Genomic DNA, 14,035 nt, shown 5'->3' on the forward strand with positions numbered 1-14,035 from the left:
CGAAAGCTGTTGCGGCCGGGCTTGGCCGTCTTTCATCAGGATAGCGCGGAGCCGCCGCACGGTGCTTGCATTCAGTCGCCCATAATGTGCATCATGTGCGCAAATTGTGCATGATTGGAGGAATACGCATGGACGATGCGCGCCTTGACCAGTTTGACCGCAAGATAATGGCGCTTCTGCAGGACGATGCGCGATACACCAACAACGATCTTTCGGAGCGCGTGAACCTGTCGCCCTCGCAATGCTCGCGCCGCCGCCAGCGGCTGGAGGACGATGGCTACATCAAGGGCTACCGCGCCGTGCTCGACCGCGATCGTCTCGGCTTTTCGCTGGTCAACGTCATCTCGGTGACCCTGGCCACCCACAACCGCGACAATGCCCGCCGCTTCGGCGAACTGGTGGCGCGCCTGCCCGAGGTGCAGGAGGCGCACGCGCTTACCGGCGAGATGGATTATATCCTGAAGGTGGTGACGCCTGACCTCAAGTCACTGTCGGAGTTCGTCAACGGCGTTCTGCTGCCGCATGAATCCGTGCAGCATGTGAAGACGGCGATCGTGCTGGAGACGCTGAAGGAAACCGGCGCGCTGCCGATTTAAAGTGTGCCGATATTCAGGTGAGGCCGGCCTGCAAATGGCGGCTTCCTGCGCTTCCGGTGCTCACGTACTTTAAGGAGACCGGCGCGCTGCCGATTTAAGCCGCTTCTCGGCAAATCGTCAGCCGCACTGCTGCTGGATCAGCCCGTAAAGGTTGGTGCAGCGCGCGCCGGAGCGGCAGTAAGCGAACACCGGCCCTTCGAGCTCGTCGAGCGCGGCTGCCTGATCCTCGACATTGTCCATGGTGATCTGGCCGCTGATGACCGGAATGTAACGGAAGGCGAGGCCTGCCGCCTCGGCCGCGGCCTGAACGCTTTCGGCCGAAGGCTGGCCAGGCTGCTCGTCATCCGGCCTGTTGCAGATCACGCTCTTGAACCCGGCGTCCTTGATGGCGGCGATATCCTGCGGCTGGATCTGGCCGGAGACCGAATAGTCGTCGCTGATCTGGCGGTATTCCATGGTGTCGTCCTCGCAATCCTAGGCGCCTGTTGGCTTGGGCGCAGTTCTGCCACTCTGCGGACCGGGGGGCAACCACTGCCTTGGCGAAAAATCCTATGTAGTCGCCACGCGGGCAAGCCGGATACTGGCCAAGCGCGCCACCGCGATGCCCGCCACCATCGCGACGACGAAGATAAGCGTCTCCGTGCGGCCAAGGCCGAGCGCCGGAATGGCGCCGCCTGGACAAAAGCCGGCGATGCCCCAGCCGATGCCGAACAGCGCGGCGCCGCCGACGAGTTGGCTGTCGATGTCCTTCCTGCCCGGCAAGGCGAAAGCCGTTTCGAACACCGGTCTCTTGCGTCGGGCGAATATGAGACGGTAACCGGCGAAGGCCACGGCCAGGCCGCCGCCCATCACGAAGATCAGGCTGGGGTCCCAGCTTCCGGCGATGTCGAAGAAATTCAGCACCTTCGCCGGATTGATCATGCCGGACACGGCAATGCCCAAACCGAAAAGTCCGCCGATCAGGAAGGCCGAGGCGAGCTTGCTCATGGTTCAGCCTCCAATCACATGACGGGCGACAAAAACAGTGGCGAAGGCTGTGGCCATGAAGGTCGCGACGGCGACGAACGAGCGCGGCGACAGTCGCGCGATGCCGCAAATGCCGTGGCCGCTCGGACAACCACCGCCGAAATGCACGCCGACACCGACGAGAAAGCCGCCGACGATAAGGGCCACCGTCGGCACCGGCACATTCAATTCGATATCCTTGCCGGCGAGTTGGATCAGCAACGGCGCGCCGATCGCGCCGGCGAGAAAGGCAGCGCGCCACTTCCAGTCGGCGGACACCGGCGGGATAACGCCGGTCAATATCCCGGTCATTCCCGCAATGCGGCCATGCAAGGCCATCAGCAGCACGGCCGACAGGCCGATAAGGGCTCCGCCAAGCAGAGACTGGAAAGGCGTGAAGTCGGTCATGGAAAGGCCAATCCGCGTCGATCAGGAGATGCTCTTTCAGCAGATAGGCATTTTCGCATGGGAATCCAGCCGGAAATGGTCCGGCTGGAAAGGCGGCGTTGGCCGTTTCGCCACGCCCGACAAGCCGGGCTCAACTTCCCAGGATCGCGCCTTTGATCTGCGTGATGTTGTTGTGCATCATGTCGATATAGGTCGAGGCCGGGCCGTCCGACCCCGACAGCGCGTCCGAATAGAGCGTGCCGCCGACCTTGATGCCGGTCTCACCGGCAATCTGCTCGATCAGCCGCGGATTGGTGATGTTTTCCACGAAGATCGCCGCAGCCTTGTCCTGCTTCACCTGCTCGACCAGCTTGGCGACGTCGGCCGCGGAAGGCTCGGAATCGGTCGAGATGCCCTGCGGTGCCAGGAAGGTCAGGCCGTATTCATGCTCGAAATAGCCGAAGGCGTCATGCGAGGTGATGACGACGCGCTTGGCTTCCGGGATAGACTGGATCGCGGCCTTCACTTCGCCTTCCAGCGCGTCAAGCTTGGTGGTGTAGGCGGCGGCGTTGGCCTTGTAGCTGTCGCAACCCCCACTGTCGGCCGCGCAGAAAGCCTCGGCGATGTTCTTCACATAGATCCTGGCATTGGCGATCGACTGGAAGGCGTGCGGATCGGTGACGGTCTTGCCGCCGCCCGTGCCGGCGCCTTCGGCGGCGTCCGCATCGGCGAATTCCGGCTTGAAGTCGATCGGCGTGACACCCTTGGTCAGCGTCACGATCGCGGCCTTGGTGGCGCTGGCATCGACCAGGCGTTGCAGGAAACCTTCGAAATGTAGGCCGTTGACCAGAACCACGTCGGCGCCTGCCATCGCCACCGCGTCGGCCGGGCTCGGCTCATAGACATGCGCGTCGCCGTCCGGCCCGACAATGGTGGTGATGTTGACCCGGTCGCCGCCGACATTCTTCGCGAAATCGGCAATCACGGTGAAGCTCGCCACCACTTTGAGCGGCGCCGCGAAGGCGGAAGAGGTCGCGAAGGCGCTTAATGTTATAACGCTCAACGCCAGGGCGGCACGGAAGGATTTCAGCATCTGGGACAGTCTCCTTGCTTGGGGATTGGTCAGGCGGTGCGGTGCCGGTGATGCACGATGCGGGCGCGCAGCACGCCGCGCGTGCCGAATAGGATCGAGCTGAAATAGACGACGCCGGCCGAAAGGATGATCGCAGGGCCGGAAGGCAGCGAGGCGTGGTAGGACAAAAGCAGTCCGGCGATGCAGGAGGCAAAGCCGATCAACACCGCGAGCGCGCACATCGGTTCCACGCGCACCGTCCAGAAGCGGGCGGCGGCTGCCGGCAGCATCATCAGCCCGACAGAGAGCAGCGTGCCAAGCGCCTGGAAGCCGCCGACGAGGTTGAGCACGACAAGGCCCAAGAAGATGAAATGCACCGGGCTACCCATGCGGCTCACCGAGCGCAGGAACAGCGGATCGAGGCATTCGGCGACCAGCGCACGCCAGAAGATGGCGAGGCAGGCGAGCGTCACCGCCACGATGCCGCCGATCAAGGTCAGCGCCTCATTGTTGAGCGCCAGCACCGTGCCGAACAGCACATGCATGAGGTCGACGCTGGAGCCGCGGATCGACACCATCAGCACGCCGACGGCAAGCGAGATGAGATAGAAGGCCGCCATCGAGGCGTCCTCGCGCTGGATGGTGAAGCGCGAGACGGCGCCCGCGCCGAGCGCGACGATGATGCCGGCGATCAGCCCGCCGACTGTCATCGGCAGGATTTCGAGCCCATAGAGCAGGAAGCCGGCGGCGGCACCCGGCAGGATGGCATGCGCCATCGCGTCGCCCGAAAGGCTCATGCGCCGCAGCATCAGGAAGACGCCGACCGGGCAGGCGCCGAGCGACAGCATCAGCGATCCGAACAGCGCCCGCTGCATGAAGGCGAAATCGGCGAAGGGCGCGATGAACAGGCCGTAGAAAAATTCCATCACGCCGCCCTCGGTCCGGAGCCGTGCTGGTGATCATGCGCATGATCATGATGGTCGTGCCCATGGTCATGCGCGTGATCATGCCCGCTTGGCTCGCACCAGGGTGCATTCTCTTCCCAGGCTTCATGGAAGCGCCGTGCCTTGAGCAGGTTTTCCGGCCGTAGCGTTTCCCTTGTGTCGCCCCAGGCGACCGGCTGGCGTGCCAGCAGCAGCGTTTCCGGGAAATTCTGCCGCACGAGATCGAGGTCATGCACGACGACCATGATCGTCCGCTCCTCGCCATGCCAGCGCTTTATCAATTGGATGAGGTCGCCGACGGTCTTGGCGTCGACCGCATTGAAAGGCTCGTCGAGAAGGATGAGATCGGCGTCCTGCAGCAGCACGCGGGCAAACAGCGTGCGCTGCAATTGGCCGCCGGACAGCGTATCGATCGGCCGCGTCTCGAAGCCGCCGAGCCCGACCGCCATCAGCGCCTTGCTGACCGACTCGCGATCCTCTTTCGTATAGCGGCCGAGCATGCCGCGCTTCGGCCACAGGCCAAGCGAGACCAGGTCGACGACCCGCGCCGGAAAGGAGCGGTCGAGTTCCGACTGCTGCGGCAGATAGGCTGTGCGGACGCCCGGCATGCGGACCACGGTGCCTTCCATCGGCTTCAGCACGCCGACAATGCCCTTCATCAGCGTCGACTTGCCCGAGCCATTGGCGCCAACCACCGCGGTCAACGAGCCTTTGCGGACGACGCCGTTCAGATGATGGATAGCCGGATGGCTGCCATAGCCGAGCGTCAGGTCGCGGAAGGTCAGGCAGGCGTTGGTCATCAGGCGTCGGTCCGCGAAATCGGGTAGCTTGTCGATATGTGATGTTATTACATTAGTCAACATCGCGGTCCGGCGGAATTGTGACATGGCCGGTCAACTCGCCGTGTAGGCGGATGGGCAGGGACCAGGCAATTGGCTCAATTGGTTTCACTGCCACCGGCCTTGCCCCAGGGCGGTCCGGACTCTAAACAAGCGCGACTCCAAGAAACGAAGGAACCTTCAATGAGCATTCGTCGCATCGATGTCGGCCCGCGCATGAGCCAGATCGTCATCCACGGCAATACCGTCTACCTGGCCGGTCAGGTTGGTCAGCCCGGCGGCAACGTCGCCTCGCAGACGCGCGACATCCTGAAGACCATCGACGAATTGCTGGCCAAGGCCGGCACCGACAAGACCAAGATCGTCCAGGCGATCATCTGGCTGGCCGACATGGGCACCTTCGCCGAGATGAACTCGGAATGGGACAAGTGGGTGCCGCAGGGCCACACCCCGGCCCGCGCCACCGGCGAAGCCAAGTTGGCCACGCCGGAATATCTGGTCGAGATCATTGTGACGGCGGCGATCTAGCGCCTGCCTTCTACCTCCCCCTTGTGGGGAGGTCGGGCCGAAGGCCCGGGTGGGGGACTGCGCCGACCCCCGCCCCGCCGCTTTGCGGCGACCCTCCCCACAGGGGGGAGGGTAAAGAGGCGCTACCCCTGTGACGGCGTAAACCTTGCCACCAGCGTGTGGCTTTCCGCCGGGTAGATAAACCGCACATGCGTCACAGGGTGCTCAGCGCTCCAGGTGCGGCGCTCGACCACCAGGCAGGGCGCGCCCGGATCGATGTCGAGCGCGTCGGCGATATTCTCATCAGCGGCCATGGCTCGGATGCGGTGCTCGGCTTCGCTCCACGGCACGCGGCCGATCAGCCAGGGGCCTGGCGCGATGTCGAGGAATTCCTCCTCGCGGGCCTCGGTCACGGCTGAAAGATTGATCAGCCGCTGCTCCAGCGCGAACGGTCGCTTGCCGGCAAAATGCAGGCCTTCCAGCGCAAGCACCGGACCCGCGGCGGAAAGCCCGAGCCGCGCGCGGTCCTCGGCACTGCTGCGCCGCCTGAGGCGTTCCAGCCGCTCATACCGATAAGGCAGGCCGAGTGCCTCGACTTCGATCCTGATGTCGTGCAGTTCCAGCACCGCCGCCTGCGACTGCGGCTGGCGCACGAAGCTGCCGGAACGGCGCCGCCGTTCGATCAGTCCGGCCTTGGCCAACTGCGACAGCGCCTTGTTCACCGTCATGCGCGAGCAATTGTATTGAGCCGTCAGCTCGTGCTCGAAGGGGATGCGATGGCCGGGCGCCCAGGCGCCTGAGAGGATCTTTTCACGGATGTCGGACAGGATCCGCTGATGCAGCGAGAGGATCTCGCCGCCATCGACATCGTCTGTCTCTACCAGGCTCATCGAACGGTCCGTTCAGCCTTGCGACAATGCGGCCATGACTTCGCGGAACCGCTTGGCAACGGCCTCGCGCTTGACATGCCTGCCGCCGCTGACCTGCTTTCTGCCATGCACCCAGACGCAATCGATCGTGCTACCATTGGCGAAGATCCAGGTGTCGAGGATCGCATCGCCCGTTTTGCCGGCCAGCGAAGGGTGGCCGGCATCGAGCGAGACGAGATCGGCAGCGCCGCCGGCGGCAATCTGCGACGAGCCGGCGCCCAGCGCCTGGCTGCCGCCGTCGAGCGCCGCATCGAACAGGGCGCGCCCGTTGGAACCGCCGGGATGCGCCAGCACATTGCGGGCACGATGGGCGAGGCGCTGCGAATATTCGAGCTGCCTCAGCTCGTCCGGCAGCCCGATCAGCACGTTGGAATCGGAGCCGACACCGAAACGGCCGCCATGCTCAACGAAAAGCGGCGCCGCGAAAGTGCCGTCGCCGAGATTGGCCTCGGTGATCGGGCAGAGCCCGGCGATCGCTCCGGTCCGGGCCATGGTGATCGTTTCGGCCTCGGTCATATGCGTGGCATGGATCAGGCACCAACGGCTGTCCACCCTGGCGTTGGCGAGAAGGAACTCGACCGGACGCTGGCCCGACCATGCAACGCAATCCTCGACCTCCTTCACCTGCTCGGCGACATGGATGTGGATCGGACCGTTCGGCGTCAGCGCTGCGACTGAATTGAGCTCGTCGGGCGTTGCGGCCCGCAAACTGTGTGGCGCGACGCCGACAACGGTCTGCTCAAGCGGACGAACAGCCTCGCGGGCTTTCTCAAGCAGACGTCCGAAACGTTCGACATCATTGATGAATCGCCGCTGGCCTTCATTGGGAGCGGCGCCGCCGAAGGCCGAATGTGCATAGAAGACCGGCAGGAGCGTCAGGCCGATGCCAGTCTCTCCGGCTGCCGCCGCGATCCGCTCAGCCATCTCGGAGATGTTGGCGTAAGGCTGTCCGTCGCGGTCGTGGTGGAGGTAGTGGAACTCGCCGACGCGCGAGAAGCCGGCTTCCAGCATCTCGACATAAAGCTGCGCCGCCACCGCCTCGACCTGGTCCGGCGTCATCGACAAAGCGAAACGGTACATCACCTCGCGCCAGCTCCAGAAACTGTCCGCCGAAGGGCCGCGCAATTCGGCCAAACCCGCCATGCCGCGCTGGAAGGCGTGGCTGTGCAGGTTGGGCATGCCGGGCACGACGATGGCATGGCGCTCGTCGCCGGCCTGCGCCGAAGCGCCGGCCTCGGCCGCGGAGATGCGGCTGTCCTGAAAGGCGATCCTGACATTGCTTTGCCAGCCCTCGGGCAGCAGCGCCTGTTCCGCAAAGATTGCCGTCACGTTCCTCTCCGAATCTGAAGTCCGAGCGACATTATCACTTGCGTCGCGTTTCAATATGTATATACATAATCGCTATCCAAGCAAACGGAAAAGATAATGGGTGGAGCAAGCGGGAAGAGCGGCCATCGGGTCTGGCGCAATGCGCGCCTGGCGACCATGGCTGAGGGCGCGGCCGGTCTCGGTATCGTCGAGAATGGCGCGGTCGTCGCGCGCGATGGACTTATCGTCTACGCCGGTCCCGAGGCCGATATGCCGCTCGCGGCCGGGCAAGGCGCCGAGACCGTTGATTGCGCCGGACGCTGGATCACGCCCGGCCTGGTCGATTGCCACACGCACCTCGTCTATGCCGGCAACCGCGCCAATGAATTCGAGATGCGGCTGGCCGGCGCCACCTATGAAGAAGTGGCGCGCGCCGGCGGCGGCATCGTCTCCTCGGTCAAATCGCTGCGCGCCGCCAGCGAGAACGAGCTCGTCGCCCAGACTCTGCCGCGCCTCGATGCGCTGATCGCCGAAGGCGTCACGACCGTCGAGGTCAAATCGGGCTACGGCCTCGATGCCGACAACGAGAAAAAATCGCTGCGCGCCGCCCGCCGCCTGGCAGACGAGCGCCCGGTCACGATCCGCACCACTTGTCTCGCGGCCCATGCGCTGCCGCCGGAAGCCAAGGGCGACAAGGACGCGTTCATCGATCTCGTCGCCGATACCATTCTGCCGCAGGTCGCCGCCGAAAAGCTCGCCGACGCCGTCGACGGTTTTTGCGAGGGCATCGCGTTTTCGCCGGAGCAGATGGCGCGCGTCTTCGACAAGGCCAAGGCGCTCGGCCTGCCGGTGAAACTTCATGCCGACCAGCTTTCCAATCTGCATGGCGCAGCGCTTGCCGCGCGCTATGGCGCGCTGTCGGCCGACCATCTTGAATACACGGACGAAGAGGGCGCCGCGGCGATGGCCAAGGCCGGCACCGTGGCGACGATCCTGCCCGGCGCCTACTACTTCATCCGCGAAACGAAAAATCCGCCGGTCGATCTGTTCCGCCGGCACGGCGTGAAGATGGCGGTCGCCACCGACAGCAATCCCGGCACCTCGCCGCTCACCTCGCTGCTGCTCACCATGAACATGGCCGCGACGCTCTTCGGCATGACCGTCGACGAATGTCTCGCTGGCGTCACCCGCGAGGCCGCGCGTGCGCTCGGGCTCCTCGACAAGACCGGCACGCTGGAAGCCGGCAAATCGGCCGACCTCGCCATCTGGGACATCGAGCGCCCGGCCGAACTCGTCTACCGCATGGGCTTCAACCCGCTCCATGCCCGCATCTGGAGAGGACAATGACCGAACTGACCCTGACGCCCGGCAGCGCGACGCTTGCCGACTGGCGCGCCATCTATCGCGGTGCCGTGCCGAAGCTGGATGCGGCCTGCCGGCCGAAGATCCGAGCCAGCGCCGAGGCGGTCGCCCGCATCCTCGCCAAGGGCGAGCCGGTCTATGGCATCAACACCGGCTTCGGCAAGCTGGCCAGCGTTCGTATCCCAGAAAGCGATCTCGAAACGCTTCAGCGCAACATCGTGCTGTCGCATGCCGCCGGCGTCGGCGAGCCGATGCCGGTCGCCGTGGTGCGGCTGATGATGGCGCTGAAGCTCGCCAGCCTCGCCCAGGGCGCCTCCGGCGTGCGCGCCGAGACCATCGACCTGCTTCAAGGGATGCTCGCCAACGACGTCATTCCGGTCGTGCCGGCGCAGGGCTCGGTCGGCGCTTCCGGCGACCTCGCGCCGCTCTCGCACATGACCGCCGTCATGATCGGCGTCGGCGAATGCTTTACCCCGCATGGGCGCTTCCCGGCCAAGGTCGCCTTCGTCTCGCATGGGCTGGAGCCGGTGACGCTCGGCGCCAAGGAAGGCTTGGCGCTGCTCAACGGCACGCAGTTCTCGACCGCTTTTGCGCTGGCCGGCCTGTTCGAGGCCGAGGTGCTCTACCAGTCGGCGCTGGTTGCCGGCGCGCTGTCGACGGACGCCGCCAAGGGCTCCGACGCCCCCTTCGATCCGCGCATTCATCTGTTGCGGAAGCATCGCGGTCAGATCGAAACGGCGGATGCCTTGCGCAATCTGATGGCCGGCAGCGCCATCCGTGAATCGCATCGCGTCGACGACGAGCGCGTGCAGGATCCGTACTGCCTGCGCTGTCAGCCGCAGGTGATGGGCGCCGCGCTCGATGTGCTGCGCAAGGCCGCTGACACGCTCGAGACCGAGGCCAATGGTGTCACCGACAATCCGCTGATCTTCGCCGAGGACGACACGGCGCTCTCCGGCGGCAATTTCCACGCCGAGCCGGTGGCCTTCGCCGCCGACATGATTGCGCTGGCGGTCTGCGAGATCGGCTCGCTGTCCGAGCGGCGCATCGCCATGCTGGTCGATCCGGCGCTGTCGGGCATGCCGGCCTTCCTCACGCCCAAGCCGGGGCTCAATTCCGGTTTCATGATTCCGCAGGTGACGGCGGCAGCGCTTGTTTCGGAAAACAAGCAGAAGGCCTATCCGGCGAGCGTCGATTCCATCCCGACCTCGGCCAACCAGGAAGACCATGTCTCGATGGCCGCGCACGGCGCGCGCCGGCTGCTCGGCATGATCGAGAATGCGACCGCCGTTATCGGCATCGAATTGCTGGCCGCGGCGCAAGGTTGCGATTTCCAAGCGCCGCTTGCTTCGAGCGAGGCGCTGGAAGCGGTGCGCAGGCTGGTCCGCGCCGAGGTGCCGTATCTCGACAATGACCGGCATTTCCATCCCGACATGGAAAAGGCGATCGCCATGGTGCGCAGCGGCGCCGCGGTGAATGCGGCGAGCGCGGTCGCGCTGCCGGGGATTGCGTCGTGAGAACGCTAACCATGTCGGACCGAGTTCTGTCGCGCCCCCCTCTGTCCTGCCGGACATCTCCCCCACAAGGGGGGAGATCAGATATCACGCCGGCTTGCGCCAACCTTCAACGTCACAGGATCGAGCGAGGCGCCGAAGCCGCCAATCTCCCCCCTCGTGGGGGAGATGCCCGGCAGGGCAGAGGGGGGCGCCGTAGAACTCCAGCGATGGGAGATCTCTCATGACCTCGCCCAACTGGCTTGCCGTCACCCGAGGCACTGCGCCTCTGCTGGTCTCGATCCCGCACACAGGCATCGATCTTGCGGGCCTGGACTCCCGCCTGGTCTCGACCTGGCTTGGCCGGCGCGACTGCGACTGGTGGATCGACAAGCTCTATGATTTTGCCGCAGACCTTGGCGCAACCGTCGTGCACACCGCCATTTCGCGCACCGTCATTGACGTCAACCGCGACCCGTCCGGCGTTTCGCTCTATCCGGGCCAGGCGACGACGACGCTCTGCCCGACGGACACTTTTGACGGCGATCCGCTCTACAATATGGGTGACGAACCGACGCCGTCCGAGATCGACCAGCGCCGCGAGACCTATTTCGTGCCGTATCATGCCGCCCTGCAGGCCGAGATCGACCGGCTGCGCGGCATGCATGAGAACATCGTGCTCTATGACTGCCATTCGATCCGCTCGGTGCTGCCGCGCCTGTTCGAAGGCACGCTGCCGGTCTTCAACCTCGGCACGAATGACGGCAGGAGCACCGATCCGTCGCTGCAGCAAAAGGTCGGCGAGATCCTTGCCGCGACCGGCGAGAGCTGGGTGGTGAACGGCCGTTTCAAGGGCGGCTGGATCACCAGAAGCTTCGGCCAGCCCGAGAACGGCGTCCACGCGCTTCAGATGGAGCTCTCCAATCGCGGCTATATGCGCGAGCCGGCCGAAAAGGGTTCGCCGGAAAACTGGCCGGTGCCTTACGACCCAAGCTATGCCGCGCCGATCCGCGCCACGCTGAAAACCATTCTCGAAACCGCCATTGAATGGGCTGGGCGCTGACGCGCCGCCTTACTCGAAAGGGACAATGATGAACGATCCGCGCCACAACATTCGCGAAGTGCGTGCGCCCCGCGGCGACAAGCTCAACGCCCGCTATTGGACGACCGAGGCGCCGCTGCGCATGCTGATGAACAATCTCGACCCGGAGGTCGCAGAGAACCCCAATGAGCTGGTCGTCTATGGCGGCATCGGCCGGGCGGCGCGCACCTGGAACGATTTCGACCGCATTGTCGCCTCGCTGAAGACGCTGGGCGAGGACGAGACGCTGCTGGTTCAGTCCGGCAAGCCGGTCGGCGTCTTCAAGACCCATTCCAATGCCCCGCGCGTGCTCATCGCCAACTCCAACATCGTGCCGCACTGGGCGACCTGGGAGAAGTTCAACGAGCTCGATAGGAAGGGCCTGATGATGTACGGCCAGATGACGGCCGGCTCCTGGATCTATATCGGCACGCAGGGCATCGTGCAGGGCACCTACGAAACCTTCGTCGAGGCCGGCCGCCAGCATTACAACGGCGACCTCAAGGGCAAGTGGATCCTGACCGGCGGTCTCGGCGGCATGGGCGGCGCCCAGCCGCTGGCGGCGGTGATGGCCGGCGCTTCCTGCCTTGCCATCGAATGCAACCCGGACTCGATCGATTTCCGCCTGCGCACCCGCTATCTCGACGAGAAGGCCGAGACGCCTGACGAAGCGATGGAGATGATCGATCGCTGGACCAAGGCCGGCGAGGCAAAATCGGTCGGCCTGCTCGGCAACGCGGCCGAGATCGTGCCCGAAATGTTCAAGCGCGGCATCCGCCCCGACATCCTCACCGACCAGACCTCGGCGCATGACCCGATCAACGGCTACCTGCCCAAGGGCTGGACGATGGCCGAGTGGCGCGAGAAGCGCACCTCGGACCCGAAGGCGGTCGAAAAGGCGGCGCGCGCGTCGATGCGCGAGCATGTCGAGGCGATGGTGGCGTTCTGGAACGCCGGCGTGCCGACGCTAGACTACGGCAACAACATCCGCCAGGTCGCCAAGGACGAAGGCTTTGAAAACGCCTTCGCCTTCCCCGGCTTCGTACCGGCCTATATCCGCCCGCTGTTCTGCCGCGGCATCGGTCCATTCCGCTGGGCAGCGCTCTCGGGCGATCCGGAGGACATCTACAAGACCGACGCCAAGGTGCGCGAGCTCACTCCCGGCAACACGCATCTGCACAACTGGCTCGACATGGCGCGCGAGCGCATCTCCTTTCAGGGCCTGCCGGCGCGCATCTGCTGGGTCGGCCTCGGCGACCGTCACCGGCTCGGTCTCGCCTTCAACGAGATGGTCGCCAAGGGCGAGCTCAAGGCGCCCGTCGTCATCGGCCGCGATCATCTCGATTCCGGCTCGGTCGCCTCGCCCAATCGCGAGACCGAAGCGATGAAGGACGGCTCCGACGCCGTTTCCGACTGGCCTCTGCTCAACGCGCTGCTCAACACCGCGTCGGGCGCGACCTGGGTATCGCTGCACCACGGCGGCGGCGTCGGCATGGGTTTTTCCCAGCACGCCGGCATGGTGATCGTCGCCGACGGCACGGCGGATGCTGCCAAGCGCCTGGAGCGCGTTTTGTGGAATGACCCGGCGACCGGCGTCATGCGCCATGCCGATGCCGGCTACGACATCGCCATTGAGTGCGCCAAGGAGCACCAGCTCAACCTGCCGGGCATATTGGGCTGAAGCCATGCGCATCCTTCGTGCCGCCGATTACCGCGTCATGCCGTGGAAGAATGGCGGCGGCACGACCACCGAGATCGCGGTTTCGCCCGACGGCGCCGGGCTCGACGAGTTCGACTGGCGCATCTCCATGGCGCGCGTCGAAACCAGCGGGCCGTTCTCCAGCTTTGCCGGCATTGATCGCACGCTCTCGGTGCTGGAAGGCGAGGGGATTGTCCTCGATATCGCCGGCCAGCCGACGGCTCGGTTGACCACGGCGTCAGTGCCGCTCGCCTTTGCGGGCGACGTGCCGACCAGCGCAGCGCTGATCGGCGGTCCGATCACCGATCTCAACGTCATGACCCGCCGTGGCCGCATGGTCCATGCCGTCGAGCGCAGGCCGCTCTCCGGCGAGATTCGCATCACGTCGCGCGCCGACACGACGCTGGTTCTGGCCGTCAGCGCAGGCTTCACGCTTCTCACGGATGACAGGCAGAGCCTCGGACCGCTCGATACGCTGATCCTCGAGAGCGACAGCCCGGAATTGCGGCTCCAGCCTGAGGGGCAGGGGCTGCTTTTCGTGATCGCGATCGATCGCCTTGCCGCCAACCATTAACGGCTGTTGCCAAACATGATCGCGGCGCGGGCGAATTATCGCCCGGCCCCTTGCATGTATCACGAAAAAGCCTGATTCCTTGCCCTGATCCAACCGGGGGCGAAGAGCGAGGGGCGTTCGCCCGCAAGCTGTCGAAAGGGCACGCCCCTGTTGTGGTGCGCAGAACAAACTTTCGGCGGATCAGTCATGCAACCAATTGCAATTGAACCGGTTTTAGGGCCATTGCCGTGGCGGTGACG

At 65.0% G+C, this 14,035-nt stretch carries 15 protein-coding genes; 7 read left to right on the forward strand and 8 right to left on the reverse strand.

Going from position 1 to position 14,035, the window contains the following annotated elements; genetic code table 11:
* Positions 1-128: 128 nt before the first annotated feature.
* Entirely contained in the window at positions 129-596 is a 468-nt protein-coding gene (locus E5X34_RS10015; protein WP_042646286.1) for an Lrp/AsnC family transcriptional regulator, read from the forward strand.
* Positions 597-713: 117 nt separating this feature from the next.
* Here the strand turns inward: E5X34_RS10015 and E5X34_RS10020 are convergent, their stop codons facing one another.
* The 6 genes from E5X34_RS10020 to aztA all read right to left on the reverse strand — a co-directional run bounded on the left by E5X34_RS10020 (position 714) and on the right by aztA (position 4,804).
* The gene (locus tag E5X34_RS10020; RefSeq protein WP_292563588.1) at positions 714-1,052 is read right to left on the reverse strand and encodes a TIGR01244 family sulfur transferase; all 339 of its coding nucleotides are present in this window, start codon (positions 1,050-1,052) and stop codon (positions 714-716) included.
* Positions 1,053-1,145: 93 nt separating this feature from the next.
* Positions 1,146-1,583 carry a DUF6691 family protein gene (locus E5X34_RS10025; RefSeq protein ID WP_292563591.1) on the reverse strand — a complete coding sequence of 146 codons (438 nt, stop codon included), beginning with the start codon at positions 1,581-1,583 and terminating at the stop codon, positions 1,146-1,148.
* A 3-nt stretch (positions 1,584-1,586) separates the two neighbouring features.
* Positions 1,587-2,009, reverse strand: coding sequence for a YeeE/YedE thiosulfate transporter family protein (locus tag E5X34_RS10030; protein ID WP_292563594.1), 423 nt, complete (start codon positions 2,007-2,009; stop codon positions 1,587-1,589).
* Between the two features lie 130 nt (positions 2,010-2,139).
* Complete coding sequence (gene aztC, locus E5X34_RS10035) at positions 2,140-3,081, reverse strand: zinc ABC transporter substrate-binding protein AztC (RefSeq protein WP_292563596.1); 942 nt, start codon at positions 3,079-3,081, stop codon at positions 2,140-2,142.
* 29 nt (positions 3,082-3,110) lie between these two features.
* Complete coding sequence (aztB, locus tag E5X34_RS10040; RefSeq protein ID WP_292563599.1) at positions 3,111-3,986, reverse strand: zinc ABC transporter permease AztB; 876 nt, start codon at positions 3,984-3,986, stop codon at positions 3,111-3,113.
* Complete coding sequence (aztA, locus tag E5X34_RS10045; RefSeq protein WP_292563603.1) at positions 3,986-4,804, reverse strand: zinc ABC transporter ATP-binding protein AztA; 819 nt, start codon at positions 4,802-4,804, stop codon at positions 3,986-3,988. The genes aztB and aztA overlap by 1 nt, the downstream gene beginning before the upstream one ends.
* 222 nt (positions 4,805-5,026) lie before the next feature.
* On the opposite strand from aztA, the gene E5X34_RS10050 reads away from it, so the two are divergent.
* Positions 5,027-5,371, forward strand: a complete 345-nt coding sequence (locus tag E5X34_RS10050) for a RidA family protein (protein ID WP_042646274.1) — start codon at positions 5,027-5,029, stop codon at positions 5,369-5,371.
* A gap of 122 nt (positions 5,372-5,493) precedes the next feature.
* Here the strand turns inward: E5X34_RS10050 and hutC are convergent, their stop codons facing one another.
* On the reverse strand, positions 5,494-6,240 hold the full coding sequence (gene hutC, locus E5X34_RS10055) for a histidine utilization repressor (protein ID WP_292563607.1): 747 nt from the start codon (positions 6,238-6,240) through the stop codon (positions 5,494-5,496).
* A 12-nt stretch (positions 6,241-6,252) separates the two neighbouring features.
* Positions 6,253-7,608 carry a formimidoylglutamate deiminase gene (locus tag E5X34_RS10060; RefSeq protein WP_292563610.1) on the reverse strand — a complete coding sequence of 452 codons (1,356 nt, stop codon included), beginning with the start codon at positions 7,606-7,608 and terminating at the stop codon, positions 6,253-6,255.
* A gap of 96 nt (positions 7,609-7,704) precedes the next feature.
* Between E5X34_RS10060 and hutI the strand changes: the two genes are divergently transcribed.
* From hutI to E5X34_RS10085, 5 genes are all read left to right on the forward strand, one after another.
* Positions 7,705-8,934 carry an imidazolonepropionase gene (hutI, locus tag E5X34_RS10065; protein WP_292563614.1) on the forward strand — a complete coding sequence of 410 codons (1,230 nt, stop codon included), beginning with the start codon at positions 7,705-7,707 and terminating at the stop codon, positions 8,932-8,934.
* Positions 8,931-10,466 (forward strand): histidine ammonia-lyase, encoded by a 1,536-nt coding sequence (gene hutH / locus E5X34_RS10070; protein WP_292563617.1) that lies wholly within the window; start codon positions 8,931-8,933, stop codon positions 10,464-10,466. Before hutI ends, hutH begins: the two co-directional genes overlap by 4 nt.
* A 220-nt stretch (positions 10,467-10,686) precedes the next feature.
* Positions 10,687-11,505: an N-formylglutamate deformylase gene (hutG, locus tag E5X34_RS10075; RefSeq protein ID WP_292563620.1), complete on the forward strand. Its 819-nt coding sequence runs from the start codon at positions 10,687-10,689 to the stop codon at positions 11,503-11,505.
* A gap of 25 nt (positions 11,506-11,530) precedes the next feature.
* On the forward strand, positions 11,531-13,204 hold the full coding sequence (hutU, locus tag E5X34_RS10080) for a urocanate hydratase (protein WP_292563623.1): 1,674 nt from the start codon (positions 11,531-11,533) through the stop codon (positions 13,202-13,204).
* Positions 13,205-13,208: 4 nt separating this feature from the next.
* Entirely contained in the window at positions 13,209-13,796 is a 588-nt protein-coding gene (locus tag E5X34_RS10085) for a HutD family protein (RefSeq protein WP_292563626.1), read from the forward strand.
* The last annotated feature ends 239 nt before the right edge of the window (positions 13,797-14,035 follow it).

Origin of the sequence: Mesorhizobium sp. (assembly GCF_004963255.1) — a bacterium.
Lineage (GTDB): Bacteria > Pseudomonadota > Alphaproteobacteria > Rhizobiales > Rhizobiaceae > Mesorhizobium.

Excerpts from the sequence above, each read along its gene's own strand:
- E5X34_RS10085 (WP_292563626.1), top strand. The coding sequence starts at position 13,209 with ATGCGCATCCTTCGTGCCGCCGATTACCGCGTCATGCCGTGGAAGAAT.
- E5X34_RS10015 (WP_042646286.1), top strand. The coding sequence starts at position 129 with ATGGACGATGCGCGCCTTGACCAGTTTGACCGCAAGATAATGGCGCTT.
- hutU (WP_292563623.1), top strand. The coding sequence starts at position 11,531 with ATGATGAACGATCCGCGCCACAACATTCGCGAAGTGCGTGCGCCCCGC.
- aztA (WP_292563603.1), bottom strand. The coding sequence starts at position 4,804 with ATGACCAACGCCTGCCTGACCTTCCGCGACCTGACGCTCGGCTATGGC.
- E5X34_RS10025 (WP_292563591.1), bottom strand. The coding sequence starts at position 1,583 with ATGAGCAAGCTCGCCTCGGCCTTCCTGATCGGCGGACTTTTCGGTTTG.
- hutI (WP_292563614.1), top strand. The coding sequence starts at position 7,705 with ATGGGTGGAGCAAGCGGGAAGAGCGGCCATCGGGTCTGGCGCAATGCG.
- hutC (WP_292563607.1), bottom strand. The coding sequence starts at position 6,240 with ATGAGCCTGGTAGAGACAGACGATGTCGATGGCGGCGAGATCCTCTCG.
- E5X34_RS10050 (WP_042646274.1), top strand. The coding sequence starts at position 5,027 with ATGAGCATTCGTCGCATCGATGTCGGCCCGCGCATGAGCCAGATCGTC.
- aztC (WP_292563596.1), bottom strand. The coding sequence starts at position 3,081 with ATGCTGAAATCCTTCCGTGCCGCCCTGGCGTTGAGCGTTATAACATTA.
- hutG (WP_292563620.1), top strand. The coding sequence starts at position 10,687 with ATGACCTCGCCCAACTGGCTTGCCGTCACCCGAGGCACTGCGCCTCTG.
- hutH (WP_292563617.1), top strand. The coding sequence starts at position 8,931 with ATGACCGAACTGACCCTGACGCCCGGCAGCGCGACGCTTGCCGACTGG.
- E5X34_RS10020 (WP_292563588.1), bottom strand. The coding sequence starts at position 1,052 with ATGGAATACCGCCAGATCAGCGACGACTATTCGGTCTCCGGCCAGATC.
- aztB (WP_292563599.1), bottom strand. The coding sequence starts at position 3,986 with ATGGAATTTTTCTACGGCCTGTTCATCGCGCCCTTCGCCGATTTCGCC.
- E5X34_RS10030 (WP_292563594.1), bottom strand. The coding sequence starts at position 2,009 with ATGACCGACTTCACGCCTTTCCAGTCTCTGCTTGGCGGAGCCCTTATC.